This is a genomic window from Saccharothrix sp. (assembly GCF_031180885.1).
GTDB lineage: Bacteria > Actinomycetota > Actinomycetes > Mycobacteriales > Pseudonocardiaceae > Actinosynnema.
The window spans coordinates 98,258-113,257 of the sequence record NZ_JAPSLK010000014.1; the positions used below are offsets into that span (position 1 = coordinate 98,258).

At 71.1% G+C, this 15,000-nt stretch carries 13 protein-coding genes; 5 read left to right on the plus strand and 8 right to left on the minus strand.

Annotated elements, in window-relative coordinates; all coding sequences use genetic code 11:
- The first annotated feature begins 68 nt into the window (after positions 1 to 68).
- Entirely contained in the window at positions 69 to 794 is a 726-nt protein-coding gene (locus RIN75_RS18915; RefSeq protein ID WP_309113277.1) for a PaaX family transcriptional regulator C-terminal domain-containing protein, read from the plus strand.
- Positions 795 to 826: 32 nt separating this feature from the next.
- On the opposite strand, the gene RIN75_RS18920 is transcribed toward RIN75_RS18915, so the two are convergent.
- The 5 genes from RIN75_RS18920 to RIN75_RS18940 all read right to left on the minus strand — a co-directional run bounded on the left by RIN75_RS18920 (position 827) and on the right by RIN75_RS18940 (position 6,683).
- On the minus strand, positions 827 to 2,767 hold the full coding sequence (locus RIN75_RS18920) for a family 20 glycosylhydrolase (protein ID WP_309113278.1): 1,941 nt from the start codon (positions 2,765 to 2,767) through the stop codon (positions 827 to 829).
- 172 nt (positions 2,768 to 2,939) lie between these two features.
- Entirely contained in the window at positions 2,940 to 5,213 is a 2,274-nt protein-coding gene (locus tag RIN75_RS18925) for a heavy metal translocating P-type ATPase (RefSeq protein WP_309113279.1), read from the minus strand.
- On the minus strand, positions 5,203 to 6,111 hold the full coding sequence (locus tag RIN75_RS18930; protein ID WP_309113280.1) for a hypothetical protein: 909 nt from the start codon (positions 6,109 to 6,111) through the stop codon (positions 5,203 to 5,205). Before RIN75_RS18930 ends, RIN75_RS18925 begins: the two co-directional genes overlap by 11 nt.
- A 43-nt stretch (positions 6,112 to 6,154) precedes the next feature.
- Positions 6,155 to 6,361, minus strand: coding sequence for a heavy-metal-associated domain-containing protein (locus tag RIN75_RS18935; RefSeq protein ID WP_309113281.1), 207 nt, complete (start codon positions 6,359 to 6,361; stop codon positions 6,155 to 6,157).
- Positions 6,362 to 6,401: 40 nt separating this feature from the next.
- Complete coding sequence (locus RIN75_RS18940) at positions 6,402 to 6,683, minus strand: metal-sensitive transcriptional regulator (RefSeq protein ID WP_309113282.1); 282 nt, start codon at positions 6,681 to 6,683, stop codon at positions 6,402 to 6,404.
- Between the two features lie 225 nt (positions 6,684 to 6,908).
- On the opposite strand from RIN75_RS18940, the gene RIN75_RS18945 reads away from it, so the two are divergent.
- The gene (locus RIN75_RS18945; protein ID WP_309113283.1) at positions 6,909 to 7,928 is read left to right on the plus strand and encodes a family 2 encapsulin nanocompartment cargo protein polyprenyl transferase; all 1,020 of its coding nucleotides are present in this window, start codon (positions 6,909 to 6,911) and stop codon (positions 7,926 to 7,928) included.
- Here RIN75_RS18945 and RIN75_RS18950 read toward each other — a convergent pair whose 3' ends face one another.
- The 3 genes from RIN75_RS18950 to RIN75_RS18960 all read right to left on the minus strand — a co-directional run bounded on the left by RIN75_RS18950 (position 7,929) and on the right by RIN75_RS18960 (position 11,839).
- Positions 7,929 to 9,557 (minus strand): lectin, encoded by a 1,629-nt coding sequence (locus tag RIN75_RS18950; protein ID WP_309113284.1) that lies wholly within the window; start codon positions 9,555 to 9,557, stop codon positions 7,929 to 7,931.
- Positions 9,558 to 9,645: 88 nt separating this feature from the next.
- Positions 9,646 to 10,797, minus strand: a complete 1,152-nt coding sequence (locus RIN75_RS18955; RefSeq protein ID WP_309113285.1) for a glycosyl hydrolase — start codon at positions 10,795 to 10,797, stop codon at positions 9,646 to 9,648.
- Positions 10,798 to 10,816: 19 nt separating this feature from the next.
- Positions 10,817 to 11,839 carry a LacI family DNA-binding transcriptional regulator gene (locus RIN75_RS18960; protein WP_309113286.1) on the minus strand — a complete coding sequence of 341 codons (1,023 nt, stop codon included), beginning with the start codon at positions 11,837 to 11,839 and terminating at the stop codon, positions 10,817 to 10,819.
- Between the two features lie 136 nt (positions 11,840 to 11,975).
- On the opposite strand from RIN75_RS18960, the gene RIN75_RS18965 reads away from it, so the two are divergent.
- From RIN75_RS18965 to RIN75_RS18975, 3 genes are read left to right on the plus strand one after another with little or no spacing between them, the layout of a single operon-like run.
- Entirely contained in the window at positions 11,976 to 13,256 is a 1,281-nt protein-coding gene (locus RIN75_RS18965; RefSeq protein WP_309113287.1) for an extracellular solute-binding protein, read from the plus strand.
- A gap of 4 nt (positions 13,257 to 13,260) precedes the next feature.
- Positions 13,261 to 14,139, plus strand: a complete 879-nt coding sequence (locus tag RIN75_RS18970) for a sugar ABC transporter permease (RefSeq protein WP_309113288.1) — start codon at positions 13,261 to 13,263, stop codon at positions 14,137 to 14,139.
- On the plus strand, positions 14,136 to 14,978 hold the full coding sequence (locus RIN75_RS18975) for a carbohydrate ABC transporter permease (protein ID WP_309113289.1): 843 nt from the start codon (positions 14,136 to 14,138) through the stop codon (positions 14,976 to 14,978). The genes RIN75_RS18970 and RIN75_RS18975 overlap by 4 nt, the downstream gene beginning before the upstream one ends.
- The last annotated feature ends 22 nt before the right edge of the window (positions 14,979 to 15,000 follow it).

A 15,000-nucleotide genomic window follows, 5' to 3' on the forward strand; every position in this document is an offset into this window, starting at 1 on the left:
TACGCTTCTGAGACGACCGTATCAAGGATGTAATACCGCTAGGCTGTCGTGATGCGAGGGAGGCCGGAGTGACGCAGCAGGTCCGGCTGCGACCGCTGACCGCGCGCTCCGTGGTGCTCAGCACCCTGCTCGGCGCGCACCCGCCGGAACTGCCGGTGCGGGAACTCGTGCGGATCGCGGCCCTGTTCGGCATCAACGACACCGCGCTCCGGGTCGCGCTGACCCGCATGGTCGCCACCGGCGACCTGCACCGCACCGACGGCACCTACCGCCTCAACGAACGCCTGGTCGACCGCCAGCGCCGGCAGGACGAGGCCGTCGACCCCAGCACCGCCGCGTGGGACGGCACCTGGGAGGTCGTCGCCGTCACCGCCACCGGCCGCAGCCCCGCCGACCGCGCCGCCCTCCGCGCCCGGATGACCGCGCTGCGCCTGGGTGAACTGCGCGAAGGCCTGTGGCTGCGCCCCACCAACCTGCGCCGGACGTGGACCCCGGACCCGGGCGTGCAGCGGTTCACCGCCGTCCCGGACACCCCTTCGGCGGACCTGGCCCGCACCCTGTGGGACCTCGACGACTGGGCCGCGTACGGCCGCACCCTGCTGCACCACTTCCGCGCGGTCGACCAGCCCGTGGACCGGTTCACCACGGCGGCGGCCGTCGTGCGCCACCTGCTCGCCGACCCGATCCTCCCCGACTCCCTGCTCCCCCGCCCGTGGCCCGCCGACGACCTGCGCGTCGCCTACCGCGGCTACCAGCGGGAACTGGCCGACCTGGCGGCATTGCAGTCGGGCTGAGGAGGGCCGAGGCAACCCCCGGCCCTCCCCGCTCACGCCGCGGGAGGTCCGTACACCTCGAACTCGTACAGCGAGTACCCCCAGGTCGTCGCCCGCGCCACCCCCTGCATCCGCACATACCGACCGGAACCGGACAGCCCGGTCAGGTCGTCTGTCCCGCCGTCACCGGCCGTCACCTCGCTCAGCGTCGTCCACGCGACACCGTCCACAGAGGACTGGACGCGGTACGCCCGGCCGTACGCCGTCTCCCACGTCAGCTTGACCCGGCCGATCTGCCGCGTGGCACCCAAATCCACAGTGATCCACTCGCCATCGGTGTACGCACTGGACCACCGGCTCCCGTAGTCACCGTCCACCGCGTTCACGCCGGGGAACGCCGGGGTCTCGACCGAGGACACCGTCACCGGCTTGCCGAACGCCAGGTTCCCCGGCTGTGCGGACGACGGCCACGCCGGGTTGCGCCCGACCGACGCGATCACCGACGTGAACGCCGACCACGTCGACACCAGCTTCGGCGAACCCCACGTCTGCTGGGCCAGCATCCGCAACGGGTCCCGGATGCCGGCGGCGACCTGGGCCTCGGTCTCCCCCGCCGGGTAGTCGCACCACACGTGGATCTTCGAACCCAGGTTGCGGCTCTCCGAGGCCGCGTTCAGGGTCTGGTTCCCCTGGAACAGGTTGGTGTTCCACGTTTCGTAGCCCCACGTGGTGTTCGGGCGGCCGACGCTGCCGTTGTACAGCACGTAGTAGGTCGGGTCCCAGCTCTCGTTGGAGATCAGGTGGCCGTTGTCCACGTGCTGCTGCGGCGAGAGCCCGTACTTGTACCAGAACTCGATGATGACGTCGGAGTTCACCCGCACCGCCGAACCGCCGTGCAGACCGTCGTTCCACGCCCGGGTCGTCTTGCCCGCCGCGCGCACGATCCCGTTGGCCCAGTTGACGAAACCGAGGTAGGTGTCCTTGGCGTTGGCCGTCGAACCGTAGGTCGAACGCGCGTAGGTGAGCAACTGCGGGTAGGCCGAGTAGTCCGTCACGTACTCGTCCGCGCCGATGTGGAAGTACGGGCCGGGGAACAGCGGCAGGTACTCGTCGTAGATGTCCTTGATCAGCGTGTACGCGGCCGGCTTGCTCAGGTCGATGAACCCGTGGTTCACCTGGCCGCTGCTGCCGACCAGCTTCAGGTCGGGGTGCTTGGCCAGGATGGCGTCCATGTGGCCGGGCGCGTCGAACTCCGGCACCACGGTGATCTTGTACTTGGCCGCCAACGCGATCAGGTCGCGCACCTGCTGCTTGGTCAGGTGCTGCGCGGAGACGTACTCCGGGTGCTTCTCGCTCTCGATGCGGAAGCCGAGGTTGTCGGTGAGGTGCAGGTGCAGGTAGTTCATCTTCAGGTAGGCCAGTTCCTTCACGTGGTCGGCGAGCCACTGCGGTGTGAAGTACTTGCGGCCGTTGTCCACCATCAGGCCGCGTTCGCGCTTGAGCGGCCAGTCGCGGGCGGTGCCGCGCGGGATCGTGGTGCGCTGCTTGAGCAGTTGCAGGACGGTGCGGGTCCCGTAGAACGCGCCGGCGTCCGTGCGGGCGGTGATGACGACGCGGTCGGTGATGCCGAGCGCGTAGCCCTCGTCGCCCAGCGCGGTGTCCGTGGAGCCGAGTCGGAGGACGACGTCCCCGGCCCGCGCGCCGCTGTCGACCTGGGTGACCTGGTGGCCGAACCGGGCCTTGAGGTCGTCGGCGAACACGCCGGCGGTCGTGGCGAGGGTGGGGTCGCGGACGATCCGGGAGGTGGTGCCGAACGTGAAGTCGCCGGTGCCGCCGGTCCACTCGCGCAGGGCGGGAATGGTGTGTGGCTTCGCGTTCTGGGGCTTCGCGTTCTGGGGATTGGGGTTCGCGGCCCGGGCGGCGGCCGGGCCGGGTGTCGGGAAGGCTGCCGCCAGCACGGCGAGCGCCGTGACCAGGGTGCGGAGGCGTGGCATCGTGGTTCCTTCCAGGCAGGGGGCTGGTCTGGACCAATTGCGGTGATCAGTGCACCCATGATGCGCATGCCGTGTCAACAGCTGCACGGAAAGTGGCGCGATTTGCCACTTCCGTGCACACGAATGGCCCGGGACCTGGTTCAGGTCCCGGGCCATTCGCGGTTCGGCAGGGTCAGACCTTTGCCGGCACCTGGGCCGGGCGGGGCGCGGTCGGCGCGGGCGTGTCGCCCACCGTGCCCCGGAACCCGCGCAGTCGCAGGCTGTTGGTCACCACGAACACCGAGGACGCGGCCATCGCGGCACCGGCGATCATGGGGTTGAGCAGGCCCAGCGCGGCCAGGGGCAGGGCGGCGACGTTGTAGGCGAAGGCCCAGAACAGGTTGCCCTTGATCGTGGCCAGCGTCCGCCGCGACAGCCGGATCGCGTCCACCGCCGCCCGCAGGTCCCCGCGCACCAGGGTCAGGTCGCCGGCCTCGATCGCCGCGTCCGTGCCGGTGCCCATCGCCAAGCCCAGGTCGGCCTGGGCCAGCGCGGCCGCGTCGTTCACGCCGTCGCCGACCATCGCCACGACCCGGCCTTCGGCCTGCAACCGGGCGACCACGTCGACCTTGTCCTTGGGCAGGACTTCGGCGATGACCTCGTCGATCCCGACCTCGGCCGCGACGGCCTTGGCGGCGGCCTCGTTGTCCCCGGTCAACAACACCGGCTTCAACCCCAGGCCACGCAACTGGGTGATCGCCTCGGCGGAGGTGGGCTTGACCGTGTCGGCCACCACCAGCACGCCGCGCGCCTCGCCGTCCCAGGCCACCAGCACCGCCGTGCGGCCCTGGCTCTCGGCGTCGGCCTTGGCCTGGGCGAGCGCGTCGTCCAGGTGGACGCTCCACTCGGCCAGCAGCCGTTCCCGCCCGACGATGACCGCGTGCCCGTCGACCACGCCCTGCACGCCCAGGCCCTCCAGGTTCTGGAAGCCCTCGACCTCGGGCAGCTCGCCGACCCGCTCGACCGCGCCGGCCGCGATGGCCTTGGCGATCGGGTGCTCGGAGGCGTGCTCCAACGCCCCGGCCAACCGCAGCACCTCGTCCTCGTCCGCGCCGCCGGCGTGGACCGCGTGCAGGCTCATCCGACCCGTGGTGACCGTGCCGGTCTTGTCCAGCACGACGGTGTCCACCCGGCGGGTCGACTCCAGCACCTCCGGACCCTTGATCAGGATGCCGAGCTGGGCTCCCCGACCGGTGCCGACCAGCAGCGCCGTGGGCGTGGCGAGCCCGAGAGCACAGGGGCAGGCGATGATCAGGACCGCGACGCCGGCGGTGAACGCCGCCGCCGTGCCCTCTCCCGCACCCAGCCAGAACGCGAGGGTGCCCACCGCGAGGGCGATGACGATCGGGACGAACACCCCGGAGACCCGGTCGGCCAGCCGCTGGACCTCGGCCTTGCCGTTCTGCGCGTCCTCGACCAGCTTGGCCATCTGCGCCAGCTGCGTGTCCGACCCGACCCGGGTGGCCCGGACGACCAGCCGGCCGCCCGCGTTGACCGTCGCGCCGACCACGGCGTCGCCGGGACCGACCTCGACCGGCACCGACTCACCGGTCAACATCGACGCGTCCACGGCGGAGTTGCCGTCCTCGACCACACCGTCCGTGGCGACCTTCTCGCCCGGCCGCACCACGAACCGGTCACCGACCTGTAGTTCACCGATCGGGATACGGGTCTCACGGCCGTCCCGCAGCACCGCCACGTCCTTGGCACCCAGTTCCATCAGTGCCCGCAGGGCCGCACCGGCCCGGCGCTTGGACCGGGCCTCGAAGTACCGGCCCGCCAGGATGAAGGTCGTGACGCCGGCCGCGACCTCCAGGTAGATCGAGCCCGTGCCGTCCGTGCGCTGGATGGTCAACTCGAACGGGTGAGTCATGCCGGGGGTGCCGGCCGTCCCCCACAGCAGGGCGTAGATCGACCAGGCGAACGCGGAGAGCGTGCCCAACGACACCAGGGTGTCCATGGTGGCCGCGCCGTGGCGCAGGTTCACCGCCGCAGCGCGGTGGAACGGCCACGCGCCCCACACGATGACCGGCGCGGCCAGGGTCAGCGAGATCCACTGCCAGAAGTCGAACTGCCACGCCGGCACCATCGCGAGCACGATCACCGGCACCGTCAACACCGCCGACACCAGCAACCGCTGCCGCAGCGACGCCGTCGGGTCCACCTCCACCGGAGCCTCGGCCTGCTCGGCCTTCGGAGCCGGCAGGGTCGCGCCGTAACCGGCGGCCTCCACCGTGGCGATCAGGGTCTGCGGGTCGAGGTCGGCCGGGAAGGTGACCTTGGCCTTCTCGGTGGCGTAGTTGACCGTCGCCGTCACGCCGTCGAGCTTGTTCAGCTTGCGCTCGATCCGGTTCGCGCACGAGGCGCAGGTCATGCCGGTGATCGAGAGTTCCACGTCAGTGGCCATGACCCACCTCCACCGTGAACTCGGCCGTGCGCACCACGCCGCCGTGCTGGAAGTCCAGGAACAACCGGTAGGTGTCCTCGCTGGGCACCTCGGTCACGAACGCGATCTCGGGTCCCGGCGCGGTCTTGCCGTCACCCGGTGAGCCCTCGGGGTGGACGTGGAGGTAGGCGAGGTCGCTCTGGCGCAGGGCCACCAGGTGACCATACGCCGCGAGGTAGGGCTGGAGGTCCGTGACCGGCTTGCCGTCCTTGCTCACGGTCAGCTTGACCGGCGAGGACTTCCCCGCGACCAGGTCACCGTCCAAACGCACCTGGTATCCGTCCACCTCGGCCACCCGGGTGGCGGCGTTCGCCTTCGGCTCGAAGGCGCCCGCCACGGAGACGTCCGCGCCCAGCGTGGTCGCCGCCGCGCCGGTGGGCTTGAAGTCGGCGAACACCCGGTAGGTGCCGCCGGCCGGCAGGGTCACCGGCACCGACCAGGTCCCGTCGGCGGCCATCTCGGGGTGCACGTGCTGGTAGCCGGCGGTGTCCCGGCGCACCACGATCAGGTGCATCTTCTTGTCGTGCTCGACCTCGAAGGAGGTCACCGCGTGCCCGTCGGGCCCGAGGATGCGGAAGGAGAGCGGAGAGGTGCCCGCGGGCAACGTCGTCGCGGTGGGCGCGAGGGTGTAGCCGCCCCTGGTCGACGCCAGCCCCTTGGGCAGGTCCTGCGTCCCCTCCGCGACGGTGCCGCTGTGGGTGTCCCCGTGCCCGGCGGCCTCAGTGCCGTGCCCGCCGGCGGGGGCCTCGGGGGCCTGCTCGGCGGAGAGGGGTCCGACAGCGCTCCCGACCGCCCAGGCGCCGGTGGCGACCAGGGCGAGCGCTACACCGTAGGCGGAGAGCTTCGCTGCTGTGTTCATCGTCCAATCCTTGGTGGTGGGCGCCGGGCGCCCGGTGGGTGGTTCAGCCCGCGAGCGCGTAGCCCGCTTCCTCGACGGCGGCGCGCACGTCCGCCTCGGCCACCGGTTCGGCGCTGGTCACGGTAACCGCACCGGTCGGCAGGTCGACCGCCACGTCGGTCACGCCGGAGATCTTCGAGACCTCCTCGGTGACGGACGCCACGCAGTGCCCGCACGTCATGCCGGTGACGGTGTAGGTGGACTCGGCCATCGCTGTTCCTCCTCGGTCGTCCACGAAAGCATTGGGTGATTCACGAACGCACCAGGCGGGCGATCGCGTCGCTCGCCTCGCGCACCTTCTCCTCGGCGCCCTCGCCGCCCAGCGTCAGCGCCTCGGCCACGCAGTGCTTGAGGTGCTGGTCGAGCAGCCCGAGCGAGACCGCCTGGAGGGCCTTGGTGGCCGCCGCGATCTGGGTGAGCACGTCGATGCAGTACTCGTCGTCGTCCACCATCCGCTGGATACCCCGGACCTGGCCCTCCACCCGCCGCAGTCGCGCCAGGTAGTCGTCCTTGCCGCTGGTGTAACCCCGCATGTGCCGCTCCTTCCCGCTACACCGCAATTTATACCCCTGGGGGGTACCTCGGGCAACCGGTAGGTGACCGCGCACACACCCCGTGGGGGTATGCCGGAGACCAACGCGGTAGCCGGAGTGGTGGAAAGACAGGGAGGCACCGGGGCGGAAGCATGAGGTGTGCCGAGGGATGACGGCGTGGTCTCCGTGCGGCCGCCGCCGCCAACCCGCAGTCGAGGAGGAGCGATGGCCATCGCCCCGGTCCGACCGGCGTCGGCCGTGCTGGCCTGGAGCCGGGAACTCGTGCAGCCGGCGCTGCGGGACGCGGTCGACCGGCTGCCCGACCCGGTGCGCCGGATCGCCGGGTACCACCTCGGGTGGTGGGACCAGCGGGGACGCCCGGTGCACGGGACTTCGGGCAAGGCCGTGCGGCCGGCGTTGGTGCTGCTCGCGGCGGAGGCGTCCGGGGCTCGGGCGGACGTGGCCGTGCCGGCGGCGGTCGCGGTCGAGCTGGCGCACAACTTCACGTTGCTGCACGACGACGTCCTGGACCGGGACCGCACCCGGCGGCACCGGCCGACGGCGTGGACGGTGTTCGGGGTGGGCGCGGCCATCCTCGCCGGGGACGCGCTGCTGGCGCTGGCCGCCGAGGTGCTGGCCGCGTCCGAGCACCCGGCGGCCGGGCGGGTGCTGACCACGGCCCTGCTGGACCTGGTCGACGGCGAGTACGCGGACCTGGCGTTCGAGCGGCGGCCGGACGTGGGGCTGCGGGAGTGCCTGGACATGGCCGAGCACAAGACGGCCGCCCTGCTCGCCGCCGCCTGCGCGCTGGGGGCCACGTTCGCCGGCGCGGCGCCCGCGACCGTCGCGCGGCTGCACGAGTTCGGCCGGTTGCTGGGCATCGCCTACCAGCACGTGGACGACCTGCTGGGCATCTGGGGCGACCCGGACAAGACCGGCAAGCCCGCCCACGCCGACCTGCGCAGCCGCAAGAAGTCGCTGCCGGTCGTGGCCGCGCTCGCCTCGGGCACGCCCTCCGGCCGCGAACTGTCTACTTTGTACAGACGAGCGGCGCCGCCGAGCCACGACGAAGTGGTCCGGATGGCCGAACTGGTCGAGCGCGCCGGCGGGCGGTCGTGGAGCCACGACGAGTCCCGCCGGCTGCTGGACGAGGCGCTGGACCGGTTGGCCGACACCGCTCCCGCGCCCCGCCCGGCCGCCGAACTGGCCGCGCTGGCCGAGCTGGTGGTCAACCGCGACCGGTGACTACCCCCTGGTCCAGCGCTGGTTGGCCCCGCCGTGGCAGGTCCACAGCACCAGCTTCGACCCGTTCGCCGTGCCGCCGCCGGACACGTCGAGGCACAGGCCCGACGCCCCGCGGATCGTCCCGTCCGCCTCGAACGCCCACTGCTGGTTGGCTTGCCCGTTGCAATTCCAGCTGATCACGCGCGTGCCGGGGGTCGTGCCGCCGTTGTAGGCGTCCAGGCACAGCGAGCCGAACACCCGCAGCTCCTTGTCGGGCCAACTGGTCCACAGCTGGTTCGCCGCACCGTGGCAGTCCCACACCAGGACGTCCGCACCGGCCACGGCCTTGCCACCGGACACGTCCAGACACCGCGCGGAACCGACCCCGCGCACGGACGATGTCGTGCCGACGACAGGACTCCCGCCGCTCACCCGGAACGCCGCCACCCCGTGCGCGGGCACGGCCGCGCTGATCGCCCCGGACGACGAGGACACCGCACCGCTCCACAGGTCCGTGAGCGTGAACGACGACCCGGACAGCCCGATCTCCGCCGCCGTGGTGGCCATCGTCGCCGTCGAGGAGCCCCGGTTGAGCAGCGCGACCGCCACCGACCCGTCGGACAGCGGCTTGGCGTAGACGTTCGCCTTCACCGGACGTCCGGCCGCGCCGAGCGGGTCCTGGTTCACCTCGATCAGCCCGGGGTTGCGCAGGACCGCGCTCACCTCCGCCGACATCGAGCGGATGTCGTTGCCCGCCATCAGCGGCGCGGCCATCAGCGACCACAGGGCGAAGTGCGAGCGCGACTCGGTCAGCGTCAGCCCCGGCCGGCCCACCACCAGCATGTCCGGGTCGTTCCAGTGCCCCGGACCGGCCTGCGCGGCGAGGGGCGCGTTGACGTCGACCGCGTTGAGCACACCCATCGGGTAGGCGTTGGCGTTGCCGTTCTGCCAGATGTCCAGCACGTCCTCGGTGGTGCGCCACAGGTCCGCGACCCGGCTCCAGTTGTACGTGGCACCGGCCTTGTCCGCGTGGTAGCTGTTCGGGTTGATGCTGTAGACGATCGGCCGGCCGGTGGCGCGCAGCGCGTCGCGCATGATGGCGAAGCGCTCGACCTGGTAGTCGCGGCTGCCCTCCGGTGAGCACCAGTCGTACTTCAGGTAGTCCACACCCCACGAGGCGAACGTGTTCGCGTCCTGCACCTCGTGGCCGAAGCTGCCCGTCGAGCCGGGGTACGCGCCGCCGCGCTGGGCGCAGGTCTGGCCGGTCGGCACCTGGTAGATGCCGAACTTGAGGCCCTTCGAGTGGATGTAGTCGCCCAACGCCTTCATGCCGCTGGGGAACCGGGTCGGGTGGCCGCGCAGGTTGCCCTGGGCGTCGCGGTTCGGGTCGAACCAGCAGTCGTCGATCACGACGTACTGGTAGCCGGCGGCCTTCATGCCCGACGACACCATGGCGTCGGCGGCCTGCTTGATCAGCGTCTCCCCGATGTCGCACCCGAAGGTGTTCCATGAGTTCCAGCCCAGGGGCGGGGTCGGGGCAGGACCGCCCGGGGCGGCCTGGGCGTTCGCGGGCAGGGCGACGGCGGTGGAGGCCGCGAGCGCGGCGGCGAGCAGGGACAGGGCACCGCGAAGCGACCGAGTGGGCGTCATTGCCTCTCCTCCGGCACAGGGGTGTTCGGTTGTGTTGGCAATGACTACCGCAGCCGAGTCTTTCTGACCAGTGTTGTTCAGTTCTGTGTCAGTATGTCGCCACGCGGGCCGGCTCGATCGCCACCCGGCCCGCCTGCCGCCGCCGGACCCAGTCCCGGTGGAACTCGCTGCCCGGCGCGACCTCGGCCCGCCGGTGCGGCTCCGCCAGCAGGTCGATCGGGCACTCCACCACCGACCCGGTCGCCGGGGCGGGGCGCGGGCGGGCGGCGAAGTCGGCGAGCGCCTCGGCGGCGGGCTTGCGGCGGTGGTCGGTGGTGAACAGGCCCAGGTCGTACTCGCGGTCGGGGAAGTCCAGCAGCGACCGGTCGATGTCGTGCGAGGACCACCAGGTCACGCCCCACAGCGCGGGGTTGTCCGCGACCGCGTCCAGGGTCGCGCGCACGAACGCCCCCGCGTCCCCCGCCGGCACATCCGGCCGGGGCACGCCCACCTCCTGCAACCACACCGGACGGCCCAGCGCTGCGGCGGCGGCCAGGGACACCAGGTAGTCGGCGTGCGTCACGGTCGCCGGGCCGAGCGGCCCGTCGATGCGCGAGGTCCCGTTGAACACCCACGAGTGCACGGTGGTCAGGTCGCCCAACTCCACCGCGTCGGCCGGGTGGAACGGGTGGTCCGGCGCGTACCAGGCGTCGTCGTAGACCGAGTACAGCGCGGCGACGCCCGGCGCGACCTCCCGGACCACCTCGACCAGCTCGGCGGCCCAGGCACGGGAAACTTCCGGGGTGGTCGGGTTGGCGGGCCACAGGTTGTTGACCTCGTTGCCCAGGGTGATCGCGAAAACGTTCGCGCGGCTCGCGGCGGCCTCCGACACGTACGCGGCGTAGGCGGCGATGCCGTCGCGCACGTCCCGGTCGGTGAACACGCTGCGGCGGTGCCAGGTCAGCACCCACGAGGGCAGGAAGTCGAAGCTGGACAGGTGCCCCTGGAGCAGGTCGACCGCGACGTCCAGGCCGAACTCGGCGGCGATGTCGAGGGTGGTCAGCAGGTCGTCCACGGGGCGCAGGAGACCCCGGTTGGGCTGGATCCACGGCCAGATCGGGAACACCCGCACGTGGTCCAGGCCCAGGCCCGCCAGGTCCGCGAAGTCGCGGCGGACCGCGTCGGCGGAGAAGTCGAGCCAGCTGTAGAACCAGCCGGCGGACGGCACGTAGTTCGCCCCGAGGCGCAGGGAGGTGGTCACGCGTTCAAGCTAAACCGCTTTAGCGTTCCAGCCAAGGGGCGGTGCTCTCCCGGACGGTCAGCCGGGGCGTCTCGGTCTTCACGTCGCGCGGCGCGTTCGGGTCGGCCAGCAGGTCCAGCAGCGCCAGCGCGGCCCGCTCGCCGAACGCGTAGGTGTCGCGGGACAACGCGGTGATCGCCGGGTGGGTCAGCTCGGTCAACACCGAGTCGTCGAACGAGGCGATGGACACCTCGCCGGGCACCGACACGCCCATCTCCATGGCCACGCCGAGCCCGGCAACGGCCATCAGGTCGCTGTCGTAGACGATCGCCGACGGCCGTTCGCGCCTGCTCAGCAGGTTGCGCGTGGTGGCCGCGCCCTCGGTGTCGCTGAAGTCGGTGTGCAGCGACTCGACGCCGGCCAGGCCCAGCCGGTTCGCCGCGTCCCGCAGCGCGCGGGTGCGCCGCTGCGTGTGCCGGAACTCGGGGGTGCCGGCCACGTGCGCGATCCTCTTGTGCCCCAGCGCGGCCAGGTATTCCACGATCGACGTCATGGCCTCCCGGTCGTCGGCCCACACGCTGCACAGGTTGCCGTGCCGACCCGGTCCGCCGACCACGACGGCGGGCAGGAGCAGTTCGTCCACCACGTCGATGCGCGGGTCGCGGGTGCGCAGGTCGACCAGGATGAGCCCGTCCACCCGCTGCTCGGAGGCCCACCGCCGGTAGACCCGGATCTCCTCCTGCACGTCCTCGACGATCATCAGCTGCAACGTGATCGAGTGCGCGGACAGCCCGGCCTGCAAGCCGGACAGGAGTTTGGCGAAGAACGGCTCCACGCCCAGCGTGCGCGCCGGCCGCGCGATCACCAGGCCCACCGAGTCGGCGCGCGCGCCGCCCAGGGCGCGGGCCACGCTGTGCGGGCGCCAGTTCATCTCCTCGGCCACGGCCAGGATGCGCGCCCGGGTGTCCTCGCTGACGCCCGGCCGCCCGTTGAGCGCGAAGGACACCGCGCCCTTCGAGACGCCCGCCCGGCGCGCGATGTCGGCGATCGTCGGTCTGCTCATCGCCCGTCTCCGATGTCTCGTTTTCTGTCCGGTGCCCCAACCGGGCGGCCCTTGACAGTGCCCGTCACCGCGAAGGATAGTCCGGAACTATACCGGTTTATCTCCGGTTCCTGCGTCAGAGTGGACGGGAGGGCGTATGCGCACGCTTCTGGCCCGGTCGGCCGTGCTCGCGGCGACCGCGGCGGTGCTCGCCGGGTGCGGTCTCGGCGGTGGCGGCACGAGCGGTGGCGAGGTCAAGGCCACGGGCGAGGTCAAGGGCGAGGTGAGCCTCCAGACCTGGGCGCTGAAACCGAAGTTCACCGACTACGTCCAGGGCGTGATCGACGCGTTCCAGCAGAAGTACCCCGGCACCACGGTGAAGTGGCTCGACCAGCCCGGTGACGGCTACGCCGACAAGGTGCTCAGCCAGGCGGCGTCGGGCGAGTTGCCGGACGTGGTGAACCTGCCGCCGGACATGGCGCTGCCACTGGCCAAGCAGCAGATGCTGCTCGACATCGCGGCGAACGACGACAAGCTGCGCACCGACTACGTCAAGGGCGGCGTGAGCGCGTACGAGTTCGCGGGCCGGCCCGGCGCGTACGCCTACCCGTGGTACCTCAACACCGACGTCAACTACTGGAACGCCGACCTGTTGACGCAGCACGGGCTAGACCCCAAGAAGCTGCCCACGTCCGTGGACGACCTCATCGCGCAGGCCCGCGTGATGAAGGAGCGTTCGGGCGGCCAGATGTACCTGATGAGCCGCAAGCCCGAGCTGGGCGACCTGGCCAACGCGGGCGTCAAGCTGCTGTCCGACGACGGCAAGAAGTTCACGTTCAACACGCCCGAGGCCGCGGCGGTGCTGGACAAGTACCGCGCCGCGTTCGCCGAGGGCCTGATGCCGCGTGACGTGCTGACCGACAAGTACCTGGGCAACAGCGAGCTGTTCAAGAAGCAGCAGGTCGCCTGGACCACCGGCGGCGGCAACACCATCAACAGCATCAAGGTCGACAACCCGACGCTGGCCACGAAGATCGTGCCCTCGGCCGCGTTCGGCACACCCCCGCTGTACGTGCAGGGCCTGTCGGTGTCGCAGAAGAGCAAGAACCTGCCCACGGCGCTGGCGCTGGCCCGGTTCGTGACCAGCCCGGAGAACCAGGCCGCGTTCGCCAAGCTGGTGCCCGGCATCTTCCCGTCCACCACGGCGTCGGCGAGCGACCCGGCGTTCAGCCAGAGCGACGGCACCAACGCCGGTGACGCGAAGGTGCTGGCGTTCCAGGCGCTGGCCAAGGCCGAGCTGCTCCAGCCGCCGGTGGTCAGCGAGGCCATGGGCGACTACATCAAGCAGCAGATCTCGCTGGCGATCAACGGGGAGATCTCGTCGAAGGAAGCGCTCGACCGGGCCGTCGCCAAGTGTGACGAGCTGCTGAAGAGCTGAGCGGATGCGCGCGCACCGCTGGTTCACCCCCTGGCTGCTCGTGCTGCCCGCCCTGGTGTGGCTGGCGGTGTTCAACCTCTGGCCGTCGCTGAACACGGTCGTGCTGTCGTTCACCAACGCCAAACCGCTGGGCGGCGGCACGTTCGTGGGCACCGCGAACTTCGAGCGGCTGCTGACCGACGACCAGCTCGCCGACGCGCTGCTCAACAGCATCGTCTACATGCTGGTGTGCCTGCCGCTGCTCACGGTGGTGCCGCTGCTGCTGGCGGTGCTGGTGGAGAAGCGGTTGCCGGGCATCACGTTCTTCCGCACGTCGTTCTACTCGCCGGTGATCGCCTCCGCGGTGGTGGTGGCGCTGATCTGGAACTGGCTGCTGGAGGACCGGGGCGCGGTCAACGGCCTGGCGCAGCAGTTGGGTCTGGTGTCCGGGCCGGTGCCGTTCCTGACCGACCGGTGGCTGCTGATCTTCAGCGCGATCGGGCTGACGGTGTGGAAGGGCCTCGGCTACTACATGGTGATCTACCTGTCCGCGCTGGGGAACGTGAGCCGGGAGCTGCACGAGGCGGCGGCCGTGGACGGCGCGGGACCCGTCCGCCGCTTCCTCTCGGTGACCGTGCCGGGTGTGCGCAACACGATGCTGCTGGTCAGCGTGCTGATCACGGTGTCGGCGCTGCGGGTGTTCTCCGAGCTTTACGTGCTGACCAACGGCACCGGCGGGCCGGGCGGGCGGGACATGTCGGTGGTCATGCTGATCCAGATGTACAGCCGGGGCTTCACCGGCCACCTCGGGTACGCGTCGGCGTTGAGCATCCTGCTGTTCGTGGTGACGCTGGGCCCGATGCTGCTGTTGCTGCGGCTCAACCGGAAGGGGGCGGACGCGTGAGCCGCGGCTTCAACGCCATCAGCCGGCGCGAGAAGGTCCTCCGGTACGCGCTGCTGGTGTTCGTCCTGCTGATCACCGTCGGCCCGTTCCTGTGGCAGCTCTCCACCTCGCTGAAAGGTCCCGGCGAGGACATCTACACCGCCACGCCGAGGTTCCTGCCCGAACAGCCCACCCTGGGCAACTACGCCGAGGTCGCCCGCGCCATCCCGGTGTGGGACTACATCGGCAACTCGCTGGTCGTGGCGTTCCTGACGATCACCGGCAACGCGATCGGCGCGACCCTGGCCGGGTTCGCGCTGGCCCGGCTGCGGTTCCGGGGCGGCAAGCTGGTGCTGGGCCTGATCCTGGGCACGCTGGTGCTGCCCGGCGAGGTCACGATCGTCTCGCAGTACGTGACGGTCCGCGAGCTGGGCCTGGCCGACACCCTGGTCGGGGTGGCCCTGCCGGGCGCCATCGGCATGTTGAACATCCTGCTGATGCGCGCGGCGTTCCAGGCGATCCCGCGGGAGCTGGACGAGGCCGCGTACATCGACGGGGCCAACGCGTGGCAGCGCTTCCTGCACATCGGGCTGCCCAGCGTGCGCGGGATGCTCAGCGTGGTGGTGATCTTCGCGTTCATCGGCGCGTGGGACGACTTCCTGTGGCCGCTGATCGTGCTGACCGACCCGGAGAACTACACGCTCACCGTGGGGCTGCAGTACCTGAACTCGTCGTTCACGTCCAACCCGCGGGTGGTGGCGGCCGGGACGATGATCGCGTTCATCCCGATCGTGGTCGTCTTCGCCACCCTCCAGCGCTTCTTCTTCCGCGGCGTCGAAGAGGGCGCCATCAAGGGGTAACACGACACGGAGGTTGTTCCCT

Bases quoted from the DNA above. Each gene is read 5' to 3' on its own strand.
- RIN75_RS18965 (WP_309113287.1), top strand. From the start codon at position 11,976: ATGCGCACGCTTCTGGCCCGGTCGGCCGTGCTCGCGGCGACCGCGGCG.
- RIN75_RS18960 (WP_309113286.1), bottom strand. From the start codon at position 11,839: ATGAGCAGACCGACGATCGCCGACATCGCGCGCCGGGCGGGCGTCTCG.
- RIN75_RS18940 (WP_309113282.1), bottom strand. From the start codon at position 6,683: ATGCGGGGTTACACCAGCGGCAAGGACGACTACCTGGCGCGACTGCGG.
- RIN75_RS18920 (WP_309113278.1), bottom strand. From the start codon at position 2,767: ATGCCACGCCTCCGCACCCTGGTCACGGCGCTCGCCGTGCTGGCGGCA.
- RIN75_RS18945 (WP_309113283.1), top strand. From the start codon at position 6,909: ATGGCCATCGCCCCGGTCCGACCGGCGTCGGCCGTGCTGGCCTGGAGC.
- RIN75_RS18930 (WP_309113280.1), bottom strand. From the start codon at position 6,111: ATGAACACAGCAGCGAAGCTCTCCGCCTACGGTGTAGCGCTCGCCCTG.
- RIN75_RS18935 (WP_309113281.1), bottom strand. From the start codon at position 6,361: ATGGCCGAGTCCACCTACACCGTCACCGGCATGACGTGCGGGCACTGC.
- RIN75_RS18950 (WP_309113284.1), bottom strand. From the start codon at position 9,557: ATGACGCCCACTCGGTCGCTTCGCGGTGCCCTGTCCCTGCTCGCCGCC.
- RIN75_RS18925 (WP_309113279.1), bottom strand. From the start codon at position 5,213: ATGGCCACTGACGTGGAACTCTCGATCACCGGCATGACCTGCGCCTCG.
- RIN75_RS18970 (WP_309113288.1), top strand. From the start codon at position 13,261: ATGCGCGCGCACCGCTGGTTCACCCCCTGGCTGCTCGTGCTGCCCGCC.